This window comes from Alcaligenes endophyticus (assembly GCF_026344035.1).
In the GTDB taxonomy this organism is placed as follows: domain Bacteria; phylum Pseudomonadota; class Gammaproteobacteria; order Burkholderiales; family Burkholderiaceae_B; genus Alcaligenes; species Alcaligenes endophyticus.
Genome location: NZ_JAPKND010000002.1, coordinates 135,837 through 162,823 on the forward strand (window position 1 = coordinate 135,837; position 26,987 = coordinate 162,823).

At 50.0% G+C, this 26,987-nt stretch carries 28 protein-coding genes; 18 read left to right on the top strand and 10 right to left on the bottom strand.

Going from position 1 to position 26,987, the window contains the following annotated elements:
* Positions 1–10: 10 nt before the first annotated feature.
* The 5 genes from pbpC to OSH01_RS05040 all read left to right on the top strand — a co-directional run bounded on the left by pbpC (position 11) and on the right by OSH01_RS05040 (position 6,182).
* Entirely contained in the window at positions 11–2,164 is a 2,154-nt protein-coding gene (gene pbpC / locus OSH01_RS05020; RefSeq protein WP_266122982.1) for a penicillin-binding protein 1C, read from the top strand.
* A gap of 60 nt (positions 2,165–2,224) precedes the next feature.
* Positions 2,225–2,812: a SecDF P1 head subdomain-containing protein gene (locus OSH01_RS05025; protein WP_266122983.1), complete on the top strand. Its 588-nt coding sequence runs from the start codon at positions 2,225–2,227 to the stop codon at positions 2,810–2,812.
* Positions 2,813–2,835: 23 nt separating this feature from the next.
* On the top strand, positions 2,836–3,243 hold the full coding sequence (locus OSH01_RS05030) for a hypothetical protein (protein ID WP_266122984.1): 408 nt from the start codon (positions 2,836–2,838) through the stop codon (positions 3,241–3,243).
* Between the two features lie 139 nt (positions 3,244–3,382).
* Entirely contained in the window at positions 3,383–4,678 is a 1,296-nt protein-coding gene (locus OSH01_RS05035; RefSeq protein WP_266122985.1) for an aspartate carbamoyltransferase, read from the top strand.
* 700 nt (positions 4,679–5,378) lie between these two features.
* The gene (locus OSH01_RS05040) at positions 5,379–6,182 is read left to right on the top strand and encodes an aspartate dehydrogenase (RefSeq protein ID WP_266122986.1); all 804 of its coding nucleotides are present in this window, start codon (positions 5,379–5,381) and stop codon (positions 6,180–6,182) included.
* 16 nt (positions 6,183–6,198) lie between these two features.
* On the opposite strand, the gene OSH01_RS05045 is transcribed toward OSH01_RS05040, so the two are convergent.
* From OSH01_RS05045 to OSH01_RS05055, 3 genes are all read right to left on the bottom strand, one after another.
* Positions 6,199–7,458, bottom strand: coding sequence for a type II toxin-antitoxin system HipA family toxin (locus tag OSH01_RS05045; protein ID WP_266122987.1), 1,260 nt, complete (start codon positions 7,456–7,458; stop codon positions 6,199–6,201).
* On the bottom strand, positions 7,451–7,768 hold the full coding sequence (locus tag OSH01_RS05050) for a helix-turn-helix domain-containing protein (RefSeq protein WP_266122988.1): 318 nt from the start codon (positions 7,766–7,768) through the stop codon (positions 7,451–7,453). Before OSH01_RS05050 ends, OSH01_RS05045 begins: the two co-directional genes overlap by 8 nt.
* A 251-nt stretch (positions 7,769–8,019) precedes the next feature.
* On the bottom strand, positions 8,020–8,724 hold the full coding sequence (locus OSH01_RS05055; RefSeq protein WP_266122989.1) for an IclR family transcriptional regulator: 705 nt from the start codon (positions 8,722–8,724) through the stop codon (positions 8,020–8,022).
* Between the two features lie 86 nt (positions 8,725–8,810).
* On the opposite strand from OSH01_RS05055, the gene OSH01_RS05060 reads away from it, so the two are divergent.
* The 9 genes from OSH01_RS05060 (at position 8,811) to OSH01_RS05100 (ending at position 13,761) form a co-directional block, all read left to right on the top strand.
* Positions 8,811–9,521, top strand: coding sequence for a PIG-L deacetylase family protein (locus tag OSH01_RS05060; protein WP_266122990.1), 711 nt, complete (start codon positions 8,811–8,813; stop codon positions 9,519–9,521).
* 9 nt (positions 9,522–9,530) lie between these two features.
* Complete coding sequence (locus OSH01_RS05065) at positions 9,531–10,169, top strand: RraA family protein (protein ID WP_266122991.1); 639 nt, start codon at positions 9,531–9,533, stop codon at positions 10,167–10,169.
* Positions 10,170–10,180: 11 nt separating this feature from the next.
* A complete protein-coding gene (locus OSH01_RS05070; RefSeq protein ID WP_266122992.1) occupies positions 10,181–11,149 on the top strand; it encodes a Bug family tripartite tricarboxylate transporter substrate binding protein in 969 nt (322 codons plus the stop codon).
* A gap of 375 nt (positions 11,150–11,524) precedes the next feature.
* A complete protein-coding gene (locus tag OSH01_RS05075) occupies positions 11,525–11,821 on the top strand; it encodes a BrnT family toxin (protein WP_266122993.1) in 297 nt (98 codons plus the stop codon).
* The gene (locus tag OSH01_RS05080) at positions 11,811–12,047 is read left to right on the top strand and encodes a BrnA antitoxin family protein (protein WP_266122994.1); all 237 of its coding nucleotides are present in this window, start codon (positions 11,811–11,813) and stop codon (positions 12,045–12,047) included. The genes OSH01_RS05075 and OSH01_RS05080 overlap by 11 nt, the downstream gene beginning before the upstream one ends.
* 203 nt (positions 12,048–12,250) lie before the next feature.
* Complete coding sequence (locus OSH01_RS05085; protein ID WP_266122995.1) at positions 12,251–12,589, top strand: toxin; 339 nt, start codon at positions 12,251–12,253, stop codon at positions 12,587–12,589.
* A complete protein-coding gene (locus OSH01_RS05090; protein ID WP_266122996.1) occupies positions 12,589–12,903 on the top strand; it encodes a helix-turn-helix domain-containing protein in 315 nt (104 codons plus the stop codon). The genes OSH01_RS05085 and OSH01_RS05090 overlap by 1 nt, the downstream gene beginning before the upstream one ends.
* A gap of 265 nt (positions 12,904–13,168) precedes the next feature.
* Positions 13,169–13,423 carry a type II toxin-antitoxin system HicA family toxin gene (locus tag OSH01_RS05095; RefSeq protein ID WP_266122997.1) on the top strand — a complete coding sequence of 85 codons (255 nt, stop codon included), beginning with the start codon at positions 13,169–13,171 and terminating at the stop codon, positions 13,421–13,423.
* Positions 13,420–13,761 (top strand): type II toxin-antitoxin system HicB family antitoxin, encoded by a 342-nt coding sequence (locus OSH01_RS05100; protein ID WP_266122998.1) that lies wholly within the window; start codon positions 13,420–13,422, stop codon positions 13,759–13,761. The genes OSH01_RS05095 and OSH01_RS05100 overlap by 4 nt, the downstream gene beginning before the upstream one ends.
* A 56-nt stretch (positions 13,762–13,817) precedes the next feature.
* On the opposite strand, the gene OSH01_RS05105 is transcribed toward OSH01_RS05100, so the two are convergent.
* The 7 genes from OSH01_RS05105 to OSH01_RS05135 form a co-directional block, all read right to left on the bottom strand.
* Positions 13,818–15,335 (bottom strand): methyltransferase regulatory domain-containing protein, encoded by a 1,518-nt coding sequence (locus OSH01_RS05105; RefSeq protein ID WP_266122999.1) that lies wholly within the window; start codon positions 15,333–15,335, stop codon positions 13,818–13,820.
* Between the two features lie 184 nt (positions 15,336–15,519).
* Positions 15,520–17,010, bottom strand: coding sequence for a flagellin N-terminal helical domain-containing protein (locus OSH01_RS05110; RefSeq protein ID WP_266123000.1), 1,491 nt, complete (start codon positions 17,008–17,010; stop codon positions 15,520–15,522).
* 374 nt (positions 17,011–17,384) lie between these two features.
* Positions 17,385–18,707, bottom strand: a complete 1,323-nt coding sequence (locus tag OSH01_RS05115) for an amidase (RefSeq protein ID WP_266123001.1) — start codon at positions 18,705–18,707, stop codon at positions 17,385–17,387.
* Between the two features lie 4 nt (positions 18,708–18,711).
* The gene (locus OSH01_RS05120) at positions 18,712–20,016 is read right to left on the bottom strand and encodes a TRAP transporter large permease (RefSeq protein ID WP_266123002.1); all 1,305 of its coding nucleotides are present in this window, start codon (positions 20,014–20,016) and stop codon (positions 18,712–18,714) included.
* 1 nt (position 20,017) lies between these two features.
* The gene (locus OSH01_RS05125) at positions 20,018–20,548 is read right to left on the bottom strand and encodes a TRAP transporter small permease subunit (protein ID WP_266123003.1); all 531 of its coding nucleotides are present in this window, start codon (positions 20,546–20,548) and stop codon (positions 20,018–20,020) included.
* 2 nt (positions 20,549–20,550) lie between these two features.
* Positions 20,551–21,636 carry a TRAP transporter substrate-binding protein gene (locus OSH01_RS05130; RefSeq protein ID WP_266123004.1) on the bottom strand — a complete coding sequence of 362 codons (1,086 nt, stop codon included), beginning with the start codon at positions 21,634–21,636 and terminating at the stop codon, positions 20,551–20,553.
* 212 nt (positions 21,637–21,848) lie between these two features.
* Positions 21,849–22,793 carry a LysR substrate-binding domain-containing protein gene (locus OSH01_RS05135; protein ID WP_266123005.1) on the bottom strand — a complete coding sequence of 315 codons (945 nt, stop codon included), beginning with the start codon at positions 22,791–22,793 and terminating at the stop codon, positions 21,849–21,851.
* A gap of 129 nt (positions 22,794–22,922) precedes the next feature.
* Between OSH01_RS05135 and OSH01_RS05140 the strand changes: the two genes are divergently transcribed.
* From OSH01_RS05140 to OSH01_RS05155, 4 genes are all read left to right on the top strand, one after another.
* Positions 22,923–24,128, top strand: coding sequence for a CaiB/BaiF CoA transferase family protein (locus tag OSH01_RS05140; RefSeq protein WP_266123006.1), 1,206 nt, complete (start codon positions 22,923–22,925; stop codon positions 24,126–24,128).
* 3 nt (positions 24,129–24,131) lie between these two features.
* Positions 24,132–24,896, top strand: a complete 765-nt coding sequence (locus tag OSH01_RS05145) for an enoyl-CoA hydratase/isomerase family protein (RefSeq protein ID WP_266123007.1) — start codon at positions 24,132–24,134, stop codon at positions 24,894–24,896.
* A 25-nt stretch (positions 24,897–24,921) separates the two neighbouring features.
* Positions 24,922–25,890, top strand: coding sequence for a Bug family tripartite tricarboxylate transporter substrate binding protein (locus OSH01_RS05150; protein ID WP_266123008.1), 969 nt, complete (start codon positions 24,922–24,924; stop codon positions 25,888–25,890).
* A 328-nt stretch (positions 25,891–26,218) separates the two neighbouring features.
* A complete protein-coding gene (locus OSH01_RS05155) occupies positions 26,219–26,986 on the top strand; it encodes an ABC transporter ATP-binding protein (RefSeq protein ID WP_266123009.1) in 768 nt (255 codons plus the stop codon).
* The last annotated feature ends 1 nt before the right edge of the window (position 26,987 follow it).

The window sequence follows — 26,987 nt, forward strand, 5'->3', positions numbered from 1 at the left end:
GAGCATCGTCTTGTTTGGGCTGCTAGGTTTGCTAGGGCCTGCGCAGGCGATGCCGCATTACGGGCAAGTCAAGCAAGCCTATCGCAGTTCTGACTGGGTATTGCTTGATCGTCACGGTGAACAACTACAGGTACTGAGGCAAGATTTTAGTCGTCGTGCGGGGGCTTGGGTTCCCCTGGAGCAGATATCGCCCGCCTTGTTACAGGCCGTCTTAGCCTCGGAAGATAAGCGTTATTATGACCACGGCGGGGTAGATTGGTTAGCACTAGCGGGTGCAGGCTGGGACAGTGCGGTAGGAAGTCAGTTACGCGGAGCCTCAACGATCAGCATGCAGTTAGCGGGCATGCTACAAGAGGGTTTGCAGCGGGCGGCAGGTGGCCGCACAGTGATGCAAAAATGGCAGCAAATTCAAGCTGCTAGGCAGTTAGAAGGCAGCTGGAGTAAACAGCAAATCCTAGAAGCTTATCTGAACTTAGTCAGTTTTAGGGGCGAAATACAAGGGGTTGATGCGCTCTCGCGAGTGTTGTTTCAAAAGCAGGCAGTCGCGTTAACAGTACGAGAGTCGGCCTTAGCCGCCGCTTTGCTACGGGGGCCTAATGCTCCTCAGGCGGTACTGCGTAGGCGTACTTGTGCTTTATTACTAGAGGTAGCGCGCGGTGAGCAATGTCAAGGCTTAGCAGACTTTTTAAGTGTTACCCTAGCGCGTCATGCTCAGCCTGCCTATGGTCATGCCCAGTTAGCCCCGCACTTTGCACGGTTGGTCCAACAGCAATTACCGGCCAGCGTCAGAACTGAAGATACGGAGCAAGTCAGCTCGCTTGATGCGGCGCTGCAAAACCATGTAAAACAAAGCATTCGCCAGCAACTACTAGCCCTGAATCAAGCGTACGTACAAGATGCCGCGGCGGTTGTGCTGGCCGTAGAAACGGGTGAAATTCTGGCTTACGTGGGCTCAAGCAGTGATTTGTCTCAGGCAAGTCAGGTGGACCACGCCGTAGCCTTGCGCCAAGCCGGCTCTACCCTAAAGCCTTTTTTGTACGCCCAGGCATTAGACCAGCGGCGTATCAGCGCAGCCAGCTTATTGCATGACGCCCCTTTGAATTTACCCACGGGCAATGGTTTATATGTGCCGCAGAACTACGATAAAAGTTTTACGGGCTGGGTGAGCGCTAGAACCGCCTTGGCTTCATCTTTAAACATTCCCGCGGTCCGCGTGCTGACTCTGCTGGGGGCGCAGTCTATGGTGGACAACCTGCTGGCCTTGGGCCTGCCCTTAAAGCAAAGTGGTCAGTTCTACGGTTACAGCTTGGCGCTGGGTAGTGCAGACGTGGATTTGTTAAGTCTCACCAATGCCTATCGCGCGTTGGCTCAAGGCGGGCAAGCCAGTGACTGGCATTGGCAAAGGGGGGGGGTAACGCTCTCGCCGTCTACATCGCGTTCGGTTTATAGTCCTCAAGCAGCGTGGCTTATCGGCGATATATTGTCTGATAGACAGGCGCGAGTGCACACCTTTGGCTTAGATAGCGTGTTGAGCACTCCTTTTTGGAGTGCAGTGAAAACAGGCACTAGTAAAGATATGCGTGATAACTGGGCCATAGGCTGGTCAGAGCATTACGTAGTAGGAGTTTGGGTGGGTAACAGCTCCGGCGCCAGCATGCAGGACGTGTCAGGAGTCAGCGGGGCAGCGCCGATTTGGCACGACATTATGCGTTATTTACATGCACAACTACCCAGTCGAGCCACGGCTCCTCCCGAGGGGCTACACAGTGTGGATATTCATTATCAGCCTGCCTTAGAAGCTGCTAGGACGGAGTATTTTTTGACTGGAACGGAACAGGCTGAGTTCGTGCTACCCGATAGCGCAACGGATGCTGGGGCACGCCCATCTATCACGCGTCCGGTGGCGGGCACTATTTTGGCCTTAGACCCCGATATCCCGCCGGCTAATCAACGTCTTCTGTTGCAGGCCAAGGGTGATCCGCAACAACTGCAAGGCTTGCGCTGGGTCATCAACGGGCAATTATGGGCCAGCGGTGCGCAGGCGTGGTGGCCTCCTCAGCCTGGCAGACAAACTATTGAAATCTACTCTGCCCAGCAGCAAAGATTGGATACCTTGACCATCGAGGTTCGTGGGGCGCAGCGTAAAGAAGTGCGCAAACACTAGCGTCGTAGATCGGCATGCTGATACACTGCTTTAATATTATATATTTCCCAGAGGAAACGAATGATTAGCTCCCGACGTCTCACTCATGCGCTGGCACCTCTAGCCCTGGTCTTGCTGGCGGCTTGCCAGACTACCCAAACTAAACCTGATGCTACGCCCGACACGACGGCGGCTACCCCTGCCCAAACAACGCCAGCCGTTCCTGCTACACCCTCCACTTCAGCCCCCCAAGAGCAACAACAAGGGGCGCCTGTGGGTATATTTTTAGCCGACACCAAGCCTCATGCAGACTGGGCAACCGTTGAAGTGCAGCCTAATGGCACTTTGTATGTCAACCCAGAGGCCATACTCACTAATGAAGATTTAGTGGGTGTGCAGGCTGGCACAGGCGAAAACCCCGAGATCGGCTTGTTAGCGTTAGATTTAAACCCAGAAGCGGCACGCCGCCTGGCGAAGTTAACCACTGATCAGCCCAATATGCGCCTTGCCCTGGTGGTGGGTAACACGATGTTAGCGGCTCCTGGGTATAGTCAACCTGTCACAGAAGGTCGCTTGATTTTTATGGTTGGCTCTGAGGCGAATGCGTTGGCAGCAGCCCAAGCCATTGCCGGCGAGGGCGCTACGCCTAACCAAACGCCGGCTCGTTAATCAAGCCAGCGGCTTAGGAAAGCATGATCGCTTTTTACCTGAGTGCAGTGCGTTATACGGCCACGCTCAATAGCGTGGCCATTCTGTACTTATTGTTTTTAGCCAGCGGGGTCGTAGAATCTCTCTTGGCTCCTGCCTGGTTGCGCTTGCCCTTAGTGGTATTTTCTGTAGGGCTGGGGTCCGCATTCTTAGCCATGTTTTGGGCTCAATTCTTACAGCAAAGTTTGCACCTAGGAATCAAGTCTGGTTTTCGTCTGTGGTTCCCTAGCTTTTGCGCCATGCTTTTTGTGTTTGTAAGCTTAGGCGCTTTTTTACTGGGCGTATGGGGAACAGTAGGGTTGGCTAGCTTTTCTTGGTTTAACGACAATGCGTGGCAATCCTTACCCAATGGGCATCCTTTGCCCGACTTCCGACCCATGCACCCCCGGTAAGGCTTACAAGGTTACTTATGCGCTTATCGCTGCGTATAGTCTTGTTGTTTTTTGTCTTGCAAACAAGGGAAAACACTTGGTTTTATATTGATGTGCCATAAAATGTACGCATTGCGTATATTTATATAGGGTGCTCTCCATGGCCGTCTCTCAGCAAGTGTTTTTGCGCGATGCAATGCGCAGGCTTAATCTGACTCGTGATGTTTTCGCTGCACGCATAGGTGTTAAACGCCGTGCTTTAGATACGTGGTTATTGCCCGAGGGCTCCCTTGAGGCGCGCAGCATGCCTGAAGTAGTGCAGCGTTTTGTGACTGAAATCGTCGAGAACGATGCCTTGCTCAGCAAATACTCACAAAGCGCTCAGTCGGGTCCTTTACGCGACCGCATTGCTGTAGGGGGTAAGCATCAGCTTTTATCGGTCGATCAATTTACCCGTGAGAGTGTCGAAGAGCTGTTTAGCGTGGCAGATATTATGCAACCTATTGCGCGCCGTCAGAAAGTCTCGCGCGTGCTAGAGGGAGCCGTGCTGGGTAATCTTTTTTTTGAAGCCAGTACACGTACGCGTGTCAGTTTTGGAGCTGCTTTTTGCCGCCTAGGCGGTTCGGTCTGCGACACCACGGGCTTTACTTTTTCCTCTATGGCCAAAGGCGAGTCCATTTATGACACCAGCCGTGTCATGAGCGGTTATGTGGATGCCATGGTGATTCGCCATCCCGATCAAGGTTCGGTAGCCGAGTTTGCGCATGCCACCAATATTCCCGTCGTTAACGGCGGCGATGGCGCCGGTGAGCACCCCAGTCAGGCATTACTTGACCTCTATACCATCCTCACGGAATTCTCCCGTTTGGGTAAATTGATGGATGGTGCCCATATTGCTTTAGTGGGTGATTTAAAATATGGCCGTACGGTGCACTCACTCATTAAATTACTGGCCTTGTACCGAGGGCTAAAATTTACGCTGATTTCACCCCACGGCTTAGAAATGCCGGAAGATATTCTGGAAAAGGTGGCCGCCAGTGGGTTGCACACCATCGAGCAAACACATAGCCTAGAGGAAGGCTTGGTGGGGGCCGATGTGATTTATGCCACACGCGTACAAAAAGAGCGTTTTTCTGAGGGACAAGACGACGGTTACACGGCAGAGTTTCAAGTCAACCGTGCCATTGTCGAGCAAGTTTGTGGGCCTGACGTCATCGTTATGCACCCCTTGCCACGCGACAGCCGCCCCGGAGCGCATGACTTAAGCGTAGATTTGAACATGGACCCGCGCTTGGCTATTTTCCGCCAAGCTGATAACGGCATTCCTGTGCGCATGGCCATTTTTGCGGTGCTATTAGGGGTGGAAAACTTGGTCCAGCATTCTATGCGTGATGTCACCTGGAGCCCACCATCTCATATTGGTTCGGATGACGCCGCTTTTCATGGTATGTATTAAAACACAGAAATAATAGGCCTATTTTTTAATCAAATCCATTATCAGTGCAGAAATCGTGGCGAGTAAGATTTTTAGAATAAACCAGTAATTTATTTTAATTATTTCAAGGTTTTTGTATTTGCTGATTGTTTTTTTTAATTTCTCTGTAATAGTTTTTATTTTTTCTTAATTTTTATTTTGTTTTTTTTGTTCTTGGTTTTTTAACTGGCCTGGGAAGAGTAGAAAAAGTCTTATTTTAAAAATATTCGCTTTTTTGCCTCTTTGTCATACTGCTGTCATATGGCTGGTTTACTATGTGTTTGTACCTTAATTGGTACTTCTGGTTGATCTCCAGAAACTGGGCCCGGCAAGTAATTGTCGGGCCCTTCTTTTTGATCTTTTGGTTTTGTTGCTGCGTGTTTTTTAACTATACATGCTCCATGCCAAATTCATGAATCTAAAATATTGTTGTTCATTATTGAATTGTTGTCGGATTCATTTGTAATACTATTGTCATCTTGTTTGTTTATTATTTAATTACACCTGACATGGTGCTGCCTCTGAATAAATTTCAGAGGTGGGCTCAGCAAGAAATTGCTGAGCCCTTTTTTATTTATTACTCTAGCACAGACACAGCAGTACTATTGAACGTGCAAGCAAAGGTGGCATAAGTATGCCTCAGTAAATAGCGTATATACTTTAATTTTAAAAGGATAACGCGGTGAAACTACCTAAGCTTGCCATCATAGGGTATGGGGCTATCGCTCAACAGTTAGTGCAACAGTTGCAGCAAACCAAGCAATCTTATCAGTGTGCTGTGCTCTTGCGCGCCAACTCACCTCGGCGCGCTCAAGTGCCCGATTCCGTGCAGTTGCTGACCAGTATCGACGACTTACTCGCATGGCAGCCCGAGCTCGTGGTTGAGGCAGCAGGGCAGCAAGCCGTTGCCGCTTATCTTCCGTCATGTCTTCAGGCGGGGCATACCGTATTAATTACCTCTATCGGGGCCTTAGCCGACTCAGCCTTACATCAGCAATTGTTAGACGACGCACGTCAGGGTGGTGGACGTATTCGTTTATTAAGTGGGGCTATCGGTGCGTTGGATTATCTGCGTGCTGCTAGTCGACTACCTGGTACGCAAGTGCACTACGAATCGCGTAAACCGCTTAGTGCTTGGCAGGCAGAGCTTGCTCAGCTTGGATACGATAGCAATACACTAAAAAAACCCCTTGTTTTGTTTAGCGGCAGCGCTGATCAAGCCGCCCAACGCTACCCCCAAAACCTAAACGTTGCCGCCGCGTTAGCCTTGGCCGGAGTCGGTATGCAACACACTCAAGTGCAAGTCATTGCCGATCCAAGCGCCCAGCAAAATCAGCATATTTTGCACATTAGCGGCCCCGCTGGCGAACTGCATGCCCACATCAGCAATACCCCCTCACCCGATAACCCTAAAACCTCGCTACTCGTTGCGTATAGCTTGCTTGATGCAGTCGAGCGTCATTTTGAAGTAATAGGGTTTGCGTAAGGGAACGCATATAGGCTTACGACAGTCGTTGGATATTCCTATTAAGACAGTCTTGAATCTTAAGCAATGACTTTGGACGGATGAGGCCAGGGTATAGTTGGGTAGTTGTACTGGAAAAGTTGGCAGCAAGCTGGCATAGTTGATCAATAATTGCAGTGGCCTCCGAGGTGCTTAGACACGTTTCAGTAGCCAGCTTGCATAGCATCGAGCGGTCTATAGCCAGTGCTTCGCCCATTACATCCATTTGATGATACCCACCCGGGCCTTCGCAGAAAGTAACGTCGTAAGCAGGGGCCAGTATCCAATCACCAGCGGATGTCATTGAATAAGAAAAGTTTTTTGGATGATCATCGCGGTTATTGAAAACCACATTGAATACTGCGTAAGTGAAGGCTTTGACCTGCTCACGGCTGTCATTGGTGCAAAGCTGCGTAGCGCGTAAAAAATTTACATAATCTAATGATCCTGGTGTTCGGTAGTTGGCCCCTGTAAAAGAGGCTAGGGTTTGCATGGGTATGCGTAACTCACCAGTACGATCGAAACGTTTACTACCAAATGCCGCTAAACCGTTAGGTAGAGCAAAGTAATGTGTATCGGGTGTGCTGATGCCAGCCAACCGTAAGTGCGCAGAGTACGCCATTTCGATGGCGCAAACTTCGGCATGTTCACCTTGAGCTGGAAATTTTATTAGCCATGCCTCAAAGCCTGCCGTTGGGGCGGTGGTAAATTCTTCTGTGTTAGGGCGACGATATAATAGGGCTTTAGGTCGTGCTCCCTGCGGGGATCCTCCTACTAGCAATAATTTCTGTAGAAATTCGCTTCCTTCACCTTGCATAACCTCTTGAATTTCTAGGGCAAGTTGCGCAATAGGCGTGTGAGCTTGAGCAGACAAATTCTCTGACTGTGCAGGTTCGAATGTTAGTGCTCCCATAGCGTTAGAGCCGATATAAGCTAACCGCAGGAGTGGATTGATATCTGAAGATGTTAAGCCACGTTTTTTAAAGACCCGGTCCATCAGCAGCATCCCCCAACCATCAGGTAAAGCATCATATATTGGGCCAGGAAGATGGAGTTGATGAGTAGGGAAAGCGCTACGTAAATGAGGCCCTGCTAAAGAGAGTGTGTAGACAGAAAGCTCTAAGCCTTTTTGTCGTGCTTCAGCACTGTATTCGAATAAAATTTGTGGCCTGCCAATGAGTGCAGTGGTGGTTTTAAGCTTACCCCACAGCCATCGTTCGCCCCAGCCCTCGTAATAGACATTGATTTGCTCAAGCATCTTTTTTCTTCCTTCTGCTACGTTGACGTTGACTGCTGTGTTCGTAGTGTAGAAGCTCGTCGATGCTATTTAGTTTAGGTAAGAAAAGGGTTTCGAACTCTTGGGCGCGCCCCAGTATGCTAGCAATACGTACTAAGTTTTCTACACTAATATTACGGCCTGCCTCTAGGTTAGAGACGGTATTGGTGCTAACCCCGGCGCGTGCGGCAACATCTGCCTGCGTCATTTGTAGGTGTAGGCGTTCTTTGCGCAGGCGCTCGCAAAGGCGTTGTACGATCTCCTCAGGGGTGCTAAATGGTCGTATTAACATAGGTAGGCCAAAGGGGTAGGGTAAACGGATGCATAATAGTCTTCGCTATTATTGTAAATGCATTTTATTGTGAGTTAACTTGGTTTTTGATATTTAATTGCTAAAATAAAGGAATTAAATTATCTTGTTTACGCTACTAGCTTACCACCCTGTATGTATTAACAAGCAGTGAATCCCATCACATGCTTGGGGCTTAGCGATAAGCTAAGGCATCCTGCCGTAGCCCACTCCGGCCTTTGTGAAAATTAGTGTTACTGATACAAAGCCTCGCGTATATCAGCCGTAGCGCCCAGTTTGCTGGCCAGTTCGTCTGCCGCCTGCAGCAGGGTGCGCTCGAAAAAAGTGACATCTACACGGTTCAAGCGTACTGTTGGGCCGGCAATCGTTAAGGCGCCTACAAATAAGTTTTCATAACCTATTACCGGTACCGACCAAGACGATGTGTGCGGATCACGCTGGCCGCATGAATAATAAGGCAGGGTTTGCTCTTGGGTGGGCTCGAGTTGCGCCCACGTTTTGAATACCCTAGCTGTGGAGGAGTTGTCTGGCGGCATAACACTGCCAGCAATTACCTGACTATGCAGGCCCTCGTGGGGTTGGCAGCGAAACAAACACAAGCGGCTCCCCAGTTCTTCCCCTTCCACATAGTATGCCGCGCTTTCTCCTGTTTTTTTGGATAGCGCTTCGAGTACAGGCATGACTAGCTCAGACAAGTGAAAACTCCGTTCGTACACGCGCCCTAAATACAGTAAGCGCGGGCCGGGTGTATAAGTGCCGTCCTTATGACGAATGGCATAGCCGCAGCGAACCAGTGAATTGAGCATACGAAAAATAGTCGTTTTGTGCAGCGGTAGCCGCGCACTCAAATCCGCCAGGCTGAGCCTTTCTGCGCCCGGTTGAAAGCAATCCAGAATGGACAAAGCACGTTCCACGGCAACCACGCCATCATTACTCATCTTCTACCTCTTTATTATATTGTTGTACTAGATACAACGACGTTTCATAAATATACAATAAATTCATTCGAAATAGGAGAGTGGTAATGAATTCGTCAATCTTGGTGGTGACGGCTCACGTGGGCGATTTTGTTTGGCGAGCAGGCGGAGCAATTGCACTACATGCAAGCCAAGGTACCCCCGTTCATTTGGTGTGCTTAAGTTACGGTGAAAATGGGGAGTCTAATCTGGCCTGGCAGACTCCAGACATCAGCAAAAATACAGTCAAGCAAACGCGACATGCGGAGGCGCAGGAAGCGGCTCGTCTACTAGGTATAAAAACGGTGGACTTTTACGACCTAGGTGACTACCCCATGAATATCACTCCAGAGGTCGTGAGTCGCCTAGCAGATAATTATCGAACGCTAAGACCCGATATCGTGATTACGCATCCCGAGCGTGATCCATCTAATTTAGATCACAGCAAAACCTATGAAACCGTGCTGCTGGCACGTATGCAGGCCATTGCTCCCGGCCACGGCAGCAATCACATTAAGCCGCCTCAGGTGCTGTGCTTTGAGCCGCATCAGTCCGAATTGTGTGATTTCAAACCCAATATGTTGCTAGACATCACCCCCGTGTGGGAGCAGAAGTATGCCGCCATGCGAGCCATGCCTACCCAACGCAATCTTTGGGATTACTACGAACGAGTAGCCTTGCAACGAGGTGCTCAAGCCGGTAGGCGCGGACAGGCGAACACGCGTTACGCCGAAGCCTATCAAAGCATATTCCCTTCGGTGCACACCACTTTTCTATAAGGAGGCGCCATGCAAGTAGCACAAGCAGACTGGTTGAGCAGCACATTACTGGCAGATCGCGGTGCCCGAGTCTTAGCAAGTCGAATTAAACCGTTGAAAACAGGTTGGGTCGTGCATGGTCGAGCTTTGCCGGTTGCCGTTCCTGCGGGCGATAACCTAGCCATTCATGCAGCGCTGTCAGTGGCTCAGGCGGGTGAAGTTCTGGTGGTGGATGGGGGCAACTATACCGAGCGCGCTTTGATGGGCGGCATCATGTGCCATCAAGCACAGGCGGTAGGCCTAGCAGGAGTAGTGATAGACGGTGCGGTGCGCGACGCAATTGAATTACGGCAAGCGGCCTTGCCCGTATTTGCCTCAGCCCTAAGTCCTGCGGGCCCGTATAAGCACGGCCCAGGCTCAGTGTTTAAGCCCGTATCGTGTGGTGGCGTGTCAATCCAGGCCGGTGATTGGATCTATGGCGATGACGACGGTGTAGTCGTTTTTACCGAGCAGGAGCGTGAGCCTTTGCTGCAAGCTGCCTACGAAAAATGGCAGCAAGAGCAGGCACGCATGCAAGCGATCGATAAGGGGGTGTTGGAGCCAGCCTGGTTGCGTCAAGAATTGGCGCAGGCCCATATAGATATAGCCCCACGCCCAATGAATGATTAAGTAAGGAGACGATGATGAAAAAACAATGGTTAATAGGTTTGGGTGTCGTGGCAATGAGTCTGGCGTCGTTCGGCAGTCAGGCCAGTACTTATCCAGACAGACCAATACGCCTGATTATTCCTTTTGCTGCAGGCGGCCCGGCAGACTTAGTAGGGCGTGAATACGCCAAGTTGTTGGGCGATGAACTGGGGCAAACGATAGTAGTGGTCAACTCGGGCGGCGGCAACGGCGTTCCCGCCTTGAACCAATTGATAAGTGCTCCCGCAGACGGGTATACCTTGTTATTACCCGCCTCGGGTAATATCACGATTCCCTCTAAGGCCATGGAAGGAAAGGATGTATTGGGTTTGCTCGCGCCTGTTGCACAAATTACTCAAAGCCCTCACGTACTGGTAGTGAGCAATACCTTGCCGGTACGCAGCGTGCCAGAGTTGATCGAATACGCTCGTCAGCATCCCGGCGAAGTGAACTTCGGGTCGGCAGGGGTAGGGGGCATTGCGCACTTGGGCATGGAAATGTTCAAACACGAGGCGCAAGTCGATGTGGTGCATGTGCCTTATCGCGGTACCTCTCAAGTGATTGTAGATCTTGCGGCGGGGCAGATACATGCCTTATTTAGTAGCATGCCTTCCTTGCAGCCTGTTATTCAAGATAACAAAGTCACGGCAGTAGGAATGACTGGCCCCAGCAAAGGGTCGTACACCTCTAGCTTGCCGCTTATCTCCGAACAGGGCTTGCCCAATCTGGAATACACCACTTGGTATGGCTTATTTGCCAAAGCAGGCACACCCGATGAGATTATTGAACGGCTTAATCAGGCCACGCGTAAAGTCATCCAGAACCCAGAATTAGACGCTAAATTTGAGCCGCAGGGGGTAGAATTCGTTTCGGGTACACCGGATGATCTGAAAGCCTTGGTGATTAAAGATAGCCAAAAGTGGGCAGAGCTGATTGACGAGGCCAAGATTGAGATTATGTAGGGCAAACAAGTAGTATCAGACGGGTGCTTTTTGGGTGCAGGCCTAAGTCTTAAAGGGACCTACGTTTAAAGGTGGGCTGGATGGGCAGATGCTAAAGCGTCACCTAGCACCCGTCAGCGTTGATAGGTATTGATGGGCTTTGCTGCTTGATCGCCCACCAACGCAATAGCAACGCGAACTAAAAAACACAACAGGAAAATTTGACCAAGTACTTGCGAAAGTACTTGGTTTTTTTGTGCTTGTGTTAGGGGCGGAGAAGGTAGAAGCCGATCTAGTGTGCAATTAAAAATATGAATAAGATTTGAGCAGCGTTTGTTTGGCCCCGCAGATACGTGTTTTATCCGACAACAACACAAATTGACTCTACAATATGCTATGAGGATAGTCGTTGATCCGATTAAAGATCTTATTACTAGACGAACACGCGGGTTTTCCTTGTTTTTGGCTCGTGATTTCAATTTTGACACGGCCCTAATAAAAGAAGACCTGCGCGTTGATTACGGTGAGACACGTTATCAGGCCTTGGGCTTCATCCACCATCGCTTGTATTTCATGTGTTTTACTTTCCGTGATAATGCTTTACGAGTGATTAGCTTGCGTAAAGCCAACCAACGAGAGACACAACGCTATGAGCGAGAAATTCAATGCCGAACAGCCCAAGATGGATCATGATGAATGGACAGATGCCGACTTTAGCAAGGCGAAACGTTTAACCCAGATGCCTGAAAGCTTTCAGCAGCGCATACAGAAAGTGCGTGGTCCACAAAAAGCCCCACGCAAAATACAAACTACCATACGCTTTGATCCCGACGTACTCGCCGCCCTTAAAGCCACAGGCCGTGGTTGGCAAACCCGTGTAAATGACGCCCTGCGTGAGTGGTTAAAACAGCAGACGTAGTCTGATAAGTGATGAGCTAAAACGTTGCTTGGTTTTTTTGTGCTTGTTTTAGGGAAGAAGAAGGTAGAAGCCGATCTAGCTCTCTGCACCTTCTGAATATATATTGCTTTGCATATTGCTGTGTCATGGTACATACAGTAACAACTTGTTTTTGCCCAAGAGCTTTATTTTTGTACGTTAATTGCGTATAGAATGAGGTGGAAATGAAAGCAGTATTCGTGAAACTTCCTGCTTTTCAGCGATATCGTGAACGTTATTTGGATGATGTCGCCTACGCTAATTTTCAACGCCTATTACTTCATCAGCCTTATGCGGGTGATGTAATGGCTGCCACCGGCGGCTTACGCAAGGTCCGATTTCTTCATTCACGTAAGGGTGCTGGTAAACGTGGTGGACTAAGGCTTATTTATTATTATTGGAGTCAAGGCGATCAGTTTTGGCTGTTTACTTTATATGACAAAAATGAAGTAGAGGACTTGTTAATCAGCGAGCGTATGGCTTTAGCACGTTTTTTACGACATGAAATCGAGGCAAGAACGTAATGAAAAAACGCCATCTTTTTGAAGAAATTAGTGAGGGGTTCGGCGCCTTGGAAGCGGAGCGCGAAGGTAAAATTACCTTGCGCACCCATCATCTTGAAAGTATTCCTGTTCCCCAGATCACTCCAGAACAATTGTTGGCATTAAGGCAGCGCCTGAATTTGTCGCGTGGGGTTTTCGCCCAGTATTTACGCACCAACCCCCGTACCCTAGAAAATTGGGAGCAAGGGCGGGCAAAGCCGAATGATCAGGCCGCACTGCTACTTTATTTAGTGGAACGCTACCCCGACACGATTGAACGCTTAGCCAGTATTTAAAGCGCATAGTAAAAATGGGTGTAGCGTGCCTAGCGTCACAATAAGTACGTGCTTCTGTGCCACGTGACTCCTAACCCGCGCATACCGCCGCTTGATAAGCCGCTATGTAGTATCCGAGCTATTTTCTTTATGTGCGTAGGCCTAGACTGCTGATTGCGTTGTTTGATTACGAGCTACGCCATTTTTCTTTCTAACCTTAATCAGTATCTTGCTTTTATACAGCGAGGTGCTGGCTTTTGTTGATACTGTTTTATGGTACTATTAAATGAAAGCAAAACATAGAAAAACGTTGGAACTACTTTATTCTCGTCCTACGCCCGCGAGCTTGCAATGGAGTGATGTATTGGCCCTGTTGCGAGAGCTAGGTGCAGAGATTACCGAGCGTGAAGGTTCACGAGTGGCAGTTTATTTGTTCCAGCAGGTCCGTGTGATGCATAGACCGCATCCTTCTACTGATATGGATAAAGCAGCAGTCACTTCGTTAAAGCAGTGGTTAGAAAGAAATGGAATATCATCATGAAAAACATCATGCACATTGGGGCTTATAAAGCCTTGATTTCTTATGATCCCGCTATACAGTTATTTCGCGGTGAGTTTTTAGAATTGAACGGCGGTGCCGATTTTTACGCTCATGACATAGAAGGTTTGCAACGTGAAGGGCAGCTTTCTTTGGCAATTTTTTTAGACGAATGCGCTAAACGTGGCATCTCCCCCACAAAAACATTTTCGGGAAAGTTCGTTTTACGTCTCACCCCAGAAATACACCAAGCCGCCACCATAGCCGCTGCGTCCAGCGGGCTGAGCTTAAATCAATGGGCTGTGGCGGCGATTGATAAAGCAGCGCGGGTAGGCGCGTAAGGGAACCATGCTGCGCATTGTTCGTTTCTGAGTAAAGAGCTGCTGCCGTCAAACCTCTACACCAACACCCCTTGCCGCTTCAGCAGATCCAGCAACTTCACAACGATCTTGTCAGCAACGGTATCTAAATTACGCTGTCCCTTCAACAACTTCCCATCTGTGTTGGGTACCGTTCCGCGCGTTAAGGCGTCGCGCAGTAAGGAGGCTAATTGTTTGCGGCTGTGTGTGCCATCTATATAGGGCAGTAACCAGGCTTCGGCCTGAGCCAAACGTATATTGACGCTGTCGTGCCATAGGTTAAACATGCCTACCCCAAAAGCAGGGTCTTGCTTTTGTTTGTACAGCCATTGCACCCCAGGGATTAGGCGTGGGTGTTCACCCTTAGCGTAGTCAGCTTTGTCGTAAGGGCTGGGTGCTAGGGTATAACGTAGGCTGTTGAGCTTAAACAACGTGTGCAACGCGGCCAATACTTGTTGGCGTACGCCCTCTGCATCAAGTTCTGGTAGAGTAGGGGAGCAGGCAATAACAAGCTCGTCTACCGTCAGGCTGCGTGGCCATACTTGGCTTAAGCAGCGAATCACGGCTAGTACATGTATTTCGCTGGTGTGCAGTGGGTTATTTTTATGGTTAGTAAAAGATACGCGTTCTTTGGGTGAGCCTTCTGGGCTATCTGCTTGTGTAAAATGCCCGGCCCAACGTAGATCGGCTAACTTCTCTAGTTCAGGGCTAGTAGCAATATCGTCACTGCGCTCTGCATGTACCAATAAGCTTTTACGGAAATTACGCCCCACCGCAAAGTCTAAATACTGCTGTCGCATAATACGCGGCTGGCTCAAGGCAATTAGGCTATGGTTAAGCTGCACATTTTGCCCAAACGTAGCTCCTAACTCTACATGCGGTTCGCTATCGCCCACATGCACCACCCCGAATTCCTGCGCCATGGCGGCAAACTCCAGCAAATAGCAGGGGTTGTTAAATAGCTCTAGGTATTCGTGGGCAATATAATAATCAGAGTGCGTTCGTAGCTGCGCCACCGCCGCCCGCAACGAGGGCGCTAAGGGATTACTCGCAGAAATGCCGTCCGATAATAAATTCAGCATGGCTTTAGCAGCGGCTAACTTGTCTTCGCCACTATGTGCTGAATGGCTATGTAATAACATAGCATCCCGCACAGTATCCCCGGCTTTCCAGCCTGGGTAAGTGTTGTAACTAATATAAGCCACACCTTTAGGGCTTAAGCGTGCGCGCAGTAACTGCAACATCGCCTGACGCACTTCCGGCGGCACCCAGCTAAACACCCCATGCGCAATAATATAGTCAAACTGCCCAAAGCTTTCGTCTATATCGGTCAGACTCATGGCGTGTAGCTTTACATTCGCCAAACCTAGAGCGGCGATGGCCGCCTTTCCTTGCTCCACTTGCACGGCCGACAAATCCACCCCTACCACGTCGGTCTGTACGTAAGCGACCGCAAACGGCAAAATATTCCCCCCGCCCGCACAACCTAACTCTAATACTCGTGCCTTTTCCAATGACACCGAGTCCAAACCGTATAAATACGCTGCAGCTTGCAAATGTGCTGGGTTAGAAAAGGGGAAAGCGTTAGAGGTATAGGTTCGCTGATCGTAGGTAGCGGTGATATCTTGGTTAATAGCGTCTACGGTGTCGGTTGAGTTTAAATCGTTATTACTATTTTAGTAATTACTAACAAAAATGGGCCTCCGAAGAGACCCATTTTATACTGTCCAAAAACTAAGATTAACGCAGCAAGGACAACACGCTTTGTGGAACTTGGTTAGCTTGAGCTAATACGGAAGTACCAGCCTGTTGCAGAATCTGAGCGCGAGTCATGTTCGAGACTTCGACAGCGTAGTCGGCGTCTTCGATACGTGAGCGAGCTGCGGACAGGTTCGTGACGGTGTTGCTCAGGTTAGCGATGGTGGATTGGAAGCGGTTTTGAACTGCACCGAGCTCACTACGTAAAGAGTCAACAGACGCCAACGCTTTATCGAGAGCTTTCAGCGGATCTGCAGTCGACGCTTCCAAAGCTGCCGCATCTTCATTGATCAACTTCACATTGCCGCTATCCGTGCGAGACAGATACATGACTTTGCCACCGCTCTTGATTTCATCGCCCACTGCGTTAGCAGTATACGTGGCACCGTTGATGTCAAATGTGCTAGAAGCTTTAGTCGCTCCCGCGAGATCCAGATCGGTTGTTGTAGCGGCGCGGTTAGATTCGGCTGTTTTCGTCGTCAGTTGACCTGTAGCAACGGAGGTGTGAATGGCAGTGCTCGTCGCAACCGTTACATCCGTTGCGTCCGCGCCCCCCAATGTGAAAGTCACGGAAGTACCGTCAACCTTTGCAGTGTAGGTGCCGATACCTGCAGCATTGATCGTGCCCACTGTAAATTCGATACCGGATGCCACGACCTTATCGCCCGCCGATTTACCAGCGCCTTGGCCCAATAGAGCCACACCAAGAGCGTCAGCTGCACTAGACGGTGTACTGGTATATGTAGCGGATCCATTGGTAACTGTGCTTGTGTTTATGAATGTGCCGTCTGCTGCGCTTATATATAGAGCTTCCCCAGCAACGTTCTTGACCGTACCACTGTCGATATCCACTCTGAACGAGTCCGTACCGCCAGCGTTGTTATAGTTGTGAGTGCCGCTTACGGTGAAGTTAGCTTGTAGGTCGCCCGCTGTAGCTTTCTGTGCACCATTGACATTGAAACCACTCAGCTCCAAGCTTTTAGCAGTGATCTGTTTGAGGCCGATTTCAATTGTTTGGTTATCGTTCGCTCCAACCTGAATCTTGAGCTTATTGTCAGAAGCGAGGACTTTCACGCCGTTGAATTGGGTTTGTTCAGAGACGCGATTAATCTCACTTAGGCGCTGCCCTATTTCATCTTGAATAGACTTAAGATCTGAGTCTGAGTTAGAACCAGTGGAAGCCTGGACTGTCAAGGTACGGATACGTTGCAGGTTTTCGTTGATTTCGTTCAATGCGCCTTCAGTAGTTTGGGCAATAGAAATACCGTCGTTCGCGTTACGAGCCGCTTGTGTTAGGCCATTGATGTTGGCGGTGAAACGGTTGGCAATCGCTTGACCAGCAGCGTCGTCCTTGGCGCTGTTGATGCGTAGACCAGAGGACAAGCGCTCAATAGCTTGACCCAATGCGCCTTGGGATTTGTTCAGGTTGTTCTGGGAGACCAGAGCCAAATAGTTGGTATTAATAACGGACATGGATTGCTCCTGTAGGGGAAAAAGGCAGCGGCGTGTTACTGCCGGTTAAGCAGGAAAGCCCTTCATGGGTGGAATCCTGGCCCTACATTTTCATGTTAGGCAGGCCCTGTATTTCCTGTACAAGCAGATTTACGGCAGGGGTGGGAGCAAGTTTAGGGGCAAGAGAAAGTTATTTTGTTTACGTACCGAGCGTGGGGTATGTCTTGGCTTTTTTATGATCGTGCTACGTGCTCAGTCGTTGCGGCAAAAAGAAAATACTTAAACAATCGATTTCAGACGTGATTGCTTGGAGTATACCGAAGACGGCGCTGTCGGTTGAGTGCTTTGTTGATGCGATCACGTCGGCTTACTACGAACTTAAGGCTTGTTACGTTTTAATCAAGCCAAGCAGGTGTTTGGAGGTGAAAGTCACTACGCTGTTGATACTGATGCGCCACCCGAAGTAAGAGAGCCTCTTGCCACCACGGCGCTTCTAGCAACATGCCTATAGGTAGCTGGCCTGCGCCAAATCCGCAGGGTACTGATAGGCTAGGAATACTGGCTAATGAGCTTGGGTAGGTGTTGCGGGCAAGCTCTCGCGTAATAGCATAAAGGGTTTGACCGTCATCAATCAGTGGGGCGGTTTGTGTGGTGGTAGGCACGAGCATGATATCGACCTTTTGATAGATATCACGTAGTGTTTGACGCCAGCGTTGACGGAAAGCGACGGCGCGAGCATAGTCACGACCGTTGTATACAAAACCGTGTTCCATACGACTGCGTATATCAAAAGATATGCTTTCTGGCTCTTGTTGTAGACGTTCTTCGTACAAGGCACACACCTCCGAGAACATAATACAAGCAGCCATTGCTTGGGCTTGCTCCACCAAGGGGATGGAGATGGCCTTAAGGATGGCCCCTTGGCTTTCTAGTTGTGTAGCGGCTTGCATGACGGCAGCGCCTACTTCATCTTGGCAATAATCGAAATAATAGTTTTTCGGTATACCTATGGTAATGCCTTGAAGGGGGTGTTCTAGCTGCGTTGTCACAGCATTCATAGCTTGTGCTTGGCTGTAGGGGTCTTGATGGTCATAGCCAGCGATCGCATTGAATAGCCGTGCCACTTCGGCGGCGCTACGAGCCATAGGGCCAATAGTGTCATGTGACTCGCTTAATGGAATGACACCATGGTTAGAGATGCGGCCATGTGTGGGGCGCAGCCCTGTGACGCCACAAAAAGAGGCGGGTAGACGTACTGAGCCACCTGTATCCGTGCCTAAGGAAGCATGACATAAGCCAGCGGCAATAGAGGCCGCGGAACCGCCGCTGGAACCCCCTGCAATGCGTTGCTCATCCCAAGGGTTACGGCATTGGCCCCCAGTAGCCGAGTAACTGCGTACTCCCCAAGCAAGTTCTGTCATATTGGCCTTGCCAAAGGGCGTGGCGCCGGCAGCGAGTAAACGTTCTACCACATAGGCATTGTGGCGGGGAACACGATGTTTCCAAAAAGCAGCCCCAGCAGTGGTTGGGATGCCTGCTGTATCGATATTGTCTTTCAGCGAAACCGTAACACCGCCTAAGGGGCCGCTCTGTGGATTCAGGCTTGCGCTGCTTGGAGGGGTAATTAATGCCGCCAAGCGAGGGTTGTGAGCTTGAATGTTTTGCCATTGTTGTGCGATGGCTGGCGTGTCAGAGTTTTGCGTAGTGCTATGTGGCATGGAATCAAGAGCTTAACGGGAATAAAACAATCTGGGGGAACAGGATAAAGAGGGCGATGAGGAGAAACTCCATGGCAATAAAAGGGACTGCTCCTTTAAAGACTTCGCTGATTTGTATTTCTGGGGCAGCGCCTTTTAATACAAATACATTCAAGCCTACAGGGGGGGTAATATTGCCAATTTCAGCCATTTTAGTGACTAAGATCCCAAATAAGATGGGATTAATGTTGTTTTCGACCACTATCGGGAACATCAGTGGCATGGTTAGCAATATCATGGAAATGGCGTCTAAGAACATTCCCAAAAATAAGAAAGGGATGAGTAATAGAATCAGCAACACCACTGGCGACAGTTCTAGGCCAGAGATCATAGAGGCCATTTGCTGGGGAATTTGGGTGGTGGCGAAACCCAGGCTAAATAGGCCTGAACCCACAATCAACATAAAGACAGCAGCGCTAGATGAGCCACTGGCGATAAGACCTTGGCGAAAAGACTGAAACCGCGCTCCGCGCAGCAGAGCAATGAGTCCAGCTGTGACAGCGCCGACTGCTGCTGCCTCCGTAGGGGTGGCAACCCCGGTAAGCATAGAGCCCATTACAACAGTGAACAGCAGTAGGATTTCCCAACCCGATTTTAAGGAGCGTGTTTTTTCACGCCATGTCGCGGCTTGGTGGGTGGTGCGTGCGGCTTTTTCTCGTGGGCTAACTTGTACCCATATGTAGATGCCTATGGCATAGACCAGGGCTGTAAGTATGCCCGGTACGATTGCGGTAGCAAATAGGTCCAGTACCGGAACTTGGGTAGCGATGGAGTACACCACTAAAATACCACTTGGAGGGATGAGAGCGCCTAAGGCTCCGGCAGTGGCTACAGCCCCTCCGGCTAAGCGTTGTGACACGCCTGCTTTCAACATTTCGGGTATAGATATACGGCCTATAGTGGCAGCCGTAACGATACTGGAGCCGCAAACGGCGGAAAAACCAGCGCAAGCGGCGACTGAGGCAATTGGTAATCCACCAGGTAAGTGCCCTATCCAAGTGCGTGCAACCTTAAAGGCACGCTCGGAAAGTCCCGAGCGGTAGGCCATCTCTCCCATGAAGAGAAAAAGAGGGATGATAACAAATGCAAATTCGGCCGTGGATGAGTAGGGGAAGTTGCCGACTAAGTAATCGGCGGAGGCCCAACCTTGCGTCCATACTAAGCTTGCTAGGCCAATGGCAATCATGGCATAAGCGATGGGTACCCCTATGCCTAATAAAAAAAACAAGCCGGCAATCATGGCCAGCCCGGTGATATGTAGCGAGCTCATATTATGTTTCTGTACTGGATAGGTCGGTACTTAGGGGCTGTTCAGAGAAAGGGTCTTGGCCGCGAAGTAAAAAGAGCACTCCATCAGCCAGATATTGCACCAGTAACAGCACTAGACCTAAGCAAATCAGTGCTCGACTTGGCCACAAAGGAAAGTCGATGAGGCCGTAGCCGATTTCGTCGCGCTCGAACGAGTATAGGGCGGCCCCTGTGCAAAACCATAGCAAGATGCTTAGGGTAAGCAACATGAGTAGATAGCCCAGGGTAATGAGCACCTTGTTTAACCAAGCAGGGAGGCGATCGGAGAGTAGGGTCACTCTAAAATTAGCGCCTTTAGACTGTGCACCAGCCAGCCCAAGGTACACCATAGCCACTAATAATAAAGAGTTAAATTCCACTATGCCTGCCACGGCCTGATTAAACAGGCCGCGCAACACCGCATCGATAAATATCGTAAGCATCATCGGCACGATCAGCCAGCCTGAAAGCTCGGCAAAAGCTTGCGAGAGACGGTTGATTCGTCTGGTCCACATGACTAGGGGGCTTTCTTGTTTAAGAACTTATCAATGCCTGTGACATAGGGGTGCTCGGTATTGTATTTGTCAATGCGTGCCTGATAGTCGTCGAGCAAGGCCCGTCCGTCGGCTTTTACACGTGCCGCACGATCAATGTAGTTTTGTTGCAAAGTGGGTTGAGTCTGTTCCTGCCAGCGCTTGGCTTCAGCGGAATCAATTTCTTGCACTTTGATATTGCTGTTTTCTAGCTGTTGTACCGCTTTATTCGCGGCGTCATCCAAAGCATTAAAATAGCGCGTAGTGGCTTTACCCGCTTCTTCATTAAAAATCGTTTGAATTTCAGGCGAGAACGAGTCCCATAATTTTTCGCGTATGGAGGTCAACATAATTGCAAACACCCCCATGCGTCCGCCCGAGGACATATAGTCTGCTACATTTCCTAAGCCATCCCGCACGCCCTGATCAAAAAAGGTCGTGCTGATTCCATCCACGCCGCCACGTTGTAATAGATCGATCGCTTCGGTGTAGGGGGTAGCCACGGCGGTGGCACCTAGTAGGCTGAGAGCCTCACCAGGGCCTAACAACATGCGGATACGCATACCTTTTAAGTCGTCTGCGGTATTAATTGGTTTTTTGGTCCAGATGACGTTTTCTGCTAGTGACCAGCCCAGCAGTAGATGGGCGCCATTACGTTTGAACTCGGCTTGGACAGCGGGGTTATTACTGAACCAGTCTTGATAGGCATAGGTGGCAGCGTGCACGTTATCAGTCATAAATGGCAGGGTAACGCCAGATAATGGAAAGTCACGCGGGTTAAAAGCCTGTGGAGCGGAGGTCACCATGTCCACGGCACCACGTGCTAACCCCGGATATAGGTCTTGTGCTTTGAGTAAGCTGCCACCGTAGTAAGGTTCGAATACGATTTCACCTTTAGTACGCTCAGTAATGGCGTTCATCATGTCATTGATGGCGGTAATAAAGGTCTCGTTAGCGGAGTGGTAGGCGCCGTATTTGACGGTGACCGGAGCAGCTTGTGCCAAGCCGGTGCCAAGACATAGGGTTGCCGTAGCCAGCCAGCGGCTAAGCTTTCCAGATAAGTGAAGCATAGTTTTCCTGTCGTTTATTTTTGTTTGAAATTTAAAATTTCGCTGATGTTAGCGAGATTTGACAGGGTGAGTAATCAGATAAAACCCTGAATGAGTATGTGTTGACGTTTTTTTAAATAGCATTAGCGATCAGCTGGCTTGCCGCAACTCCAACTGTGCAACGGTAATAATGGCTTTTAAGATTCAACCCCCTAGGGCAGTTCTTTACATACTTAATTTAGCTCCTTATCCCCTTCGGGAATGGTGACGTGTTTCCACGTTTTGGTTTCCACCAGTGTTTGTAAAATTTCTATGGCTATTTGCATGACGCGTTTGACGGCGGGGGTGGGGGGATTGTAGGTGCTCCAGCATAAGGAAATTTCGCGGTAGAGGGCGGTGGCGAAGGGGTAGGCGCTGATCTTTCCGGCATCGATTTCGCTGGAGGCGGCCGAGTAGGGCAATATAGTGATGGCCATGGCGGCTTCTAGAGCGGGAATTAAGGTGGCGGCGGTGCTGGCTTCGGCCAGTAGGCTGTACGACAGACGGGCGCTGAGAAAGGCGTGATCAATGCGTGCGCGAAGTTGGTTGGGCTGGCTGGGTAAGATGATGGGCAGGTCTTTAATGGCTTCTATGGTGACGGGGTTAGCGTGGATGGGCGTATCGGGGTGGGCGAGCAAAAATAATTCCTCAATCAGCAAGGGCCGCACTTCTATGCCACGGGTGGCTTGTTGGTCGGGCGACAGGGAAAAATCCAGGCGCCCTTGTATAACCGATTTGGTCAGATCAGCGCTGGGCACGTCTACAATTTCTAGCACCACGGCGGGCAATTTTCGATGCACTTCTTGTATTAAGGGTAAGGCCAGCATGCGTGCTGTGCTAGATGCCATACCCAGTGAAACCCGACCACTAATGAACTCATCTGAGTCGCGCCCCAGCAAGCTGCGGGTGGCATCTAGCTGACGCAGTATGGTTTGGCTGTGTTGATACAGCAGCGCCGCTTCTGGCGTGGGAGTAACTCCTTGCGCTTTACGCAAAAATAATTGCACCCCTAGGGTCTTTTCCAGCGTTTGCATCTGCTGGCTTAAGGCCGATTGCGCGATGTAAAGCGCTTCGGCGGCATGCGTCATGTTTTTAAGTTCGTAGATACGGCAAAAGTAACGCAGTTGTTTGATATTCATAGCTTGGCCACGCCTTAGAGAAGTTGCTTCAACTATAGCCATAAGTAAAACAGATTTCACTATCTATATTAGATATTTCATAAAAATCAAGGCTGTAGATAGAATGAAAATTATAAAAAGGAGATGTAGATGGCTAGCCCACTTAGAAATATAAAAGTTGTAGATTTGACGCGGGCCTTGTCTGGGCCGTTCAGCACCATGATTTTGGCGGACCTGGGCGCCGAGGTGTGCAAGGTAGAGCCTTGCCCGGGAGGTGATATGGTGCGCCAATGGGGACCGTTCCAAACCGATACTAGCGTGTACTACCTAAGCGCTAACCGCAATAAGCGCAGCGTGGGGGTGAATTTTCGCTCCCCAGAGGGGTTGGAGTTGATTCGCCAGCTTATTTTGGATGCCGACGTGGTGGTCGAGAATTTTAAAGTTGGCACCATGGAAAAAATGGGCTTGGGGTATGAGACCCTGTCAGCGTTGAAGCCCGGCCTCATTATGGCTTCTATTTCTGGATTTGGCAGTCAGGGGCCCGCACGCGAGTGGCCGGGGTTCGATCAGATTGCCCAAGGGTACTCAGGTTTTATGAGCTTAACCGGCACCGTGGAGTCGGGACCAACACGAGTAGGCACGGCGATCGGTGACTTGACGGCAGGCATGTGGTTGGTAATTGGGATTTTATCGGCCATCACTGAACGCGAGCGCACGGGTAAGGGGCAGCATGTAGAAACTTCGTTACTGGCCAGTTTAATGGGCCTGCTTAGCGTGCAGGGCCAACGCTACTTAAGTGTTGGCGAAGTTCCCGAGCCTTGCGGAAACGTGCACCCGGTGATTGCACCCTACGGCACCTTTGAAACCGCGGATGGCCCCCTAAATCTAGCGCCTGCCACCCAAGAAATGTGGGTGCGTTTGTGTGATTTGCTGGGTTGCCCAGAGTTAACGCAAGACGCGCGCTTCTTAACCAATGCCGAACGTATGCAGTACAGGCATGAACTAAAGCTAGAACTGGAGCAGCGCCTACGTACACGCTCACGCATGGAGTGGACGTCTTTAATGATTGCCAAGGGTATCCCGGCTGGGCCCATTAACACCTTGGCGGATGTGTTCACCGACCCGCAAGTGGTGGCGAACCACTTGGTGCAAACCGCGCAGCACGCTCGTTTAGGTGAGATTGCTCAGGTGGCATTACCAATTAGCTTTAATCAGGATAACCAGTCGGTGCGTATGCCGCCGCCGGACTTTGCTCAACATACCCAAGCTGTTTTACAAGAGCACGGGTTTGGCCAAGAGCAAATTGATGAATGGCTACGTCAGGGCGTGATCGCTCAGGCGCAGGGACAGGAGTAAAGCATGAGTGTTTCGACAGCACCTCAATTAGAGATTTTCGCCAAGCATGCCGTGATCAGCTTGAAGGCACCGGCCCAGGCAAATCGGCTGAGCCCCGCTGATCTACAGATATTGCGTGAGCATATTGCCACGGTTAATGAACTGGATGCGGTGATGGTGGTTTTAATCCAGGCCGAGGGGCGCTATTTTTGTAGCGGTTACGATTTGCAGAAATTGGGTAGCGCAACGGAGCCCAGCTCTTTGTTCTTTGGTGAAACCATGGACATTATCGAGCAGGCCAGGCCCGTGACTATCGCTGTGGTCCAAGGTGGCGCTTATGGTGGCGGGACGGATTTGTGCTTGGCCTGCGATTTTAGGGTTGGCAGCACGGACGCCAATATGTTCATGCCTGCTACGCGCTTAGGGCTGCATTTTTATCCGGGTGGTTTGAAGCGTTACATCAGCCGTATCGGGCTCAATAACACCAAAGATTTGTTTTTCACCGGCAGGAAAATTGACGCGGAGCAAATGCGCGCGATGGGCGTGTTGACGCACTTGCATGAGCCGCAAGATTTGCAGGCAGAGGTACAGAACTTGGTGGAGCAAATCTGCACCATGGCTCCTATTCCGCTTTATGGGGTGAAGCGTCATTTAAATCTGATGGCTAACGGGATTTTTGATGAGGCGGACATACGTGAACAAGTGCTGCGTTCCGAGCGCTCGGATGATTTGAAAGAAGGTGGTGCGGCTTGGAAGGAGAAGCGTCCAGCACAGTTTAGCGGTAAGTAATTCATAATAAATTGAAGGAGACAAGATGAAAAAAAGTACTATTTTGGCCGTTTGTGTAGCCAGTGTGATGACGCACGGTGTTGCGCTAGCCAGCACGGATTTCCCCACTAAACCCATTACTCTGGTGGTTGGCTTTCCACCGGGCGGTGGTGCAGATCATGTGGGGCGGGTGTATGCGAATGCCTTAGCTAAAGAATTAGGGCAGCCTATTATTGTGGAGAACCGTCCCGGTGCAGGGGCGACGATTGGCGCCAGTTATGTCGCGCGTGCTAAACCCGATGGTTACACTTTGTTTTTAGGTAACTCTAGTGTGATGGGCAGTGACACCATTTTATATAAGGTTAACTACACGCCCGATGACTTTGATCCCATCATTCAACTCACCACGGCGCCCATGATACTTATCGCCAGTGAAAAGTCGGGTATTAAGTCTGTACAGGACTTGATTCAGCGCGCTAAAGCTAAGCCCAATGATGTTACCTTTTCCTCGTCCGGTAATGGGGTGATTACGCACTTGGCCGCTGTTGAATTCATGTTGAACCAGGGTGTGGAAATGCTGCATATCCCCCATAGTGGCGGAGCGGCAGCTACCCAGTCAGTAGCTTCGGGAGAGGTGGATGTTTCCTTTGCCACAGCCCCTTCCGCGCGGCCTGTTATTGATATAGGCAAGGCAAAAGGGCTAGGAATTACAAGCAGCACTCCCTCGCCCGTATTAGCTGCTTATCCACCTATCGCTCAACAAGGTGCCGAAGGTTACGATATTAGTAACTGGTGGGGAATATTTACCCCAGCCGGCACACCGGACGAGATAAAAAATCGGATTTTTGAGGCTTCCAGCACAGTGCTGAGTGACCCCAAAGTTATCGAGACGATGCGTTCGGGATACGAGGACGTGACCCCCTCGGCCTCGTTAGCGGAATTCGAAGCTTTTGCTCGCAGAGAAGGCGCTTTGGGCCTGAAACTGGCTGAGTTAAGCCGAGCAAGTCAAAACTAAGCGCTTTTAATCTAAGGGTTTTTTATCGTTTTCAGCTCGCGCCACTCCTATGGTTAATAGGGTGGCGTTTTTGGTCTAAGGGTTCGACGTAAGCGTTGGGGCCTCTTTTTTGAGTAATAGCTTAAAGCCAGCCTAATCACGTCGCGCAAGTAGCGGGTAAAACATAGGGGCAGTAAGGGCTTACTCGGTAAAACCCTACTGGTGTATGGGTTTGGCTGTACTTAGAATGCCTTATGCGCTCTTGCTTAGATAAGTTAGAACAGCGAAAAAATGCCAAGAGCCGACCTCGTACAGGAGCGAAACATGCAGCAGCGTAGTAGGAGACGTCATGAGTGATATTATTTTAGAGACCCGTGAGTTAGTAAAAGAATTTAGAGGGTTTGTAGCAGTAAATAATGTCAATCTACGCGTTCAACGAGGCCATATCCATGCCTTAATTGGCCCTAACGGAGCAGGAAAAACAACCTGCTTTAATTTATTAACGCGTTTTTTGCCTGCCACTTCAGGCAGTATCTGGTTTAACAGCCAGAATATTTCTGGGGACAGCCCAGCAGTGATTGCGCGTAAAGGCATTGTGCGCTCGTTTCAGATTTCTGCGGTATTTCCTAATCTAACCGTAATGGAAAATGTTCGCATCGCTCTGCAGCGTGGAACAGGTTTGTCTTTTCACTTTTGGCGTAGCTTACGTCCTTTATCTAAGTTAGATGCTAGGGCGATGGAACTGCTTGATGAAGTGGATTTGGGCAGTTTTGCGCACGAGCTTGCGGCTAATTTGTCCTATGGTCGTAAGCGCGCCCTAGAGGTCGCCACTACGTTAGCGATGGAGCCAGAGCTGATGCTGCTGGATGAACCCACGCAGGGTATGGGCCATGAAGATGTGGAAAAAGTGACCGCCTTGATTAAGCGTGTCTCAGAAGGCAGAACCATTTTGATGGTGGAGCACAATATGAAGGTGGTGTCCTCGATTGCCGACAAAATTACAGTATTGGCACGTGGAGCAGTGCTGGCTGAAGGCGACTACGCGCATGTTTCTAAAGATCCTGCTGTGATGCAAGCCTATATGGGCACGGTTAATGAAGAATTAGAGGGTGTGTAGT

Coding starts and splice junctions, on each gene's coding strand:
- OSH01_RS05070 (WP_266122992.1), top strand. CDS start 10,181: ATGATGAAAAAACAATGGTTAATAGGTTTGGGTGTCGTGGCAATGAGT.
- OSH01_RS05145 (WP_266123007.1), top strand. CDS start 24,132: ATGAGTGTTTCGACAGCACCTCAATTAGAGATTTTCGCCAAGCATGCC.
- OSH01_RS05060 (WP_266122990.1), top strand. CDS start 8,811: ATGAATTCGTCAATCTTGGTGGTGACGGCTCACGTGGGCGATTTTGTT.
- OSH01_RS05150 (WP_266123008.1), top strand. CDS start 24,922: ATGAAAAAAAGTACTATTTTGGCCGTTTGTGTAGCCAGTGTGATGACG.
- OSH01_RS05125 (WP_266123003.1), bottom strand. CDS start 20,548: ATGTGGACCAGACGAATCAACCGTCTCTCGCAAGCTTTTGCCGAGCTT.
- OSH01_RS05140 (WP_266123006.1), top strand. CDS start 22,923: ATGGCTAGCCCACTTAGAAATATAAAAGTTGTAGATTTGACGCGGGCC.
- OSH01_RS05030 (WP_266122984.1), top strand. CDS start 2,836: ATGATCGCTTTTTACCTGAGTGCAGTGCGTTATACGGCCACGCTCAAT.
- OSH01_RS05045 (WP_266122987.1), bottom strand. CDS start 7,458: ATGCTTGAGCAAATCAATGTCTATTACGAGGGCTGGGGCGAACGATGG.
- OSH01_RS05100 (WP_266122998.1), top strand. CDS start 13,420: ATGAAAAACATCATGCACATTGGGGCTTATAAAGCCTTGATTTCTTAT.
- OSH01_RS05095 (WP_266122997.1), top strand. CDS start 13,169: ATGAAAGCAAAACATAGAAAAACGTTGGAACTACTTTATTCTCGTCCT.
- OSH01_RS05050 (WP_266122988.1), bottom strand. CDS start 7,768: ATGTTAATACGACCATTTAGCACCCCTGAGGAGATCGTACAACGCCTT.
- OSH01_RS05025 (WP_266122983.1), top strand. CDS start 2,225: ATGATTAGCTCCCGACGTCTCACTCATGCGCTGGCACCTCTAGCCCTG.
- OSH01_RS05085 (WP_266122995.1), top strand. CDS start 12,251: ATGAAAGCAGTATTCGTGAAACTTCCTGCTTTTCAGCGATATCGTGAA.
- OSH01_RS05055 (WP_266122989.1), bottom strand. CDS start 8,724: ATGAGTAATGATGGCGTGGTTGCCGTGGAACGTGCTTTGTCCATTCTG.
- OSH01_RS05090 (WP_266122996.1), top strand. CDS start 12,589: ATGAAAAAACGCCATCTTTTTGAAGAAATTAGTGAGGGGTTCGGCGCC.
- OSH01_RS05120 (WP_266123002.1), bottom strand. CDS start 20,016: ATGAGCTCGCTACATATCACCGGGCTGGCCATGATTGCCGGCTTGTTT.
- OSH01_RS05110 (WP_266123000.1), bottom strand. CDS start 17,010: ATGTCCGTTATTAATACCAACTATTTGGCTCTGGTCTCCCAGAACAAC.
- OSH01_RS05155 (WP_266123009.1), top strand. CDS start 26,219: ATGAGTGATATTATTTTAGAGACCCGTGAGTTAGTAAAAGAATTTAGA.
- OSH01_RS05135 (WP_266123005.1), bottom strand. CDS start 22,793: ATGAATATCAAACAACTGCGTTACTTTTGCCGTATCTACGAACTTAAA.
- OSH01_RS05065 (WP_266122991.1), top strand. CDS start 9,531: ATGCAAGTAGCACAAGCAGACTGGTTGAGCAGCACATTACTGGCAGAT.
- OSH01_RS05080 (WP_266122994.1), top strand. CDS start 11,811: ATGGATCATGATGAATGGACAGATGCCGACTTTAGCAAGGCGAAACGT.
- OSH01_RS05075 (WP_266122993.1), top strand. CDS start 11,525: ATGAGGATAGTCGTTGATCCGATTAAAGATCTTATTACTAGACGAACA.
- OSH01_RS05035 (WP_266122985.1), top strand. CDS start 3,383: ATGGCCGTCTCTCAGCAAGTGTTTTTGCGCGATGCAATGCGCAGGCTT.
- OSH01_RS05130 (WP_266123004.1), bottom strand. CDS start 21,636: ATGCTTCACTTATCTGGAAAGCTTAGCCGCTGGCTGGCTACGGCAACC.
- OSH01_RS05115 (WP_266123001.1), bottom strand. CDS start 18,707: ATGCCACATAGCACTACGCAAAACTCTGACACGCCAGCCATCGCACAA.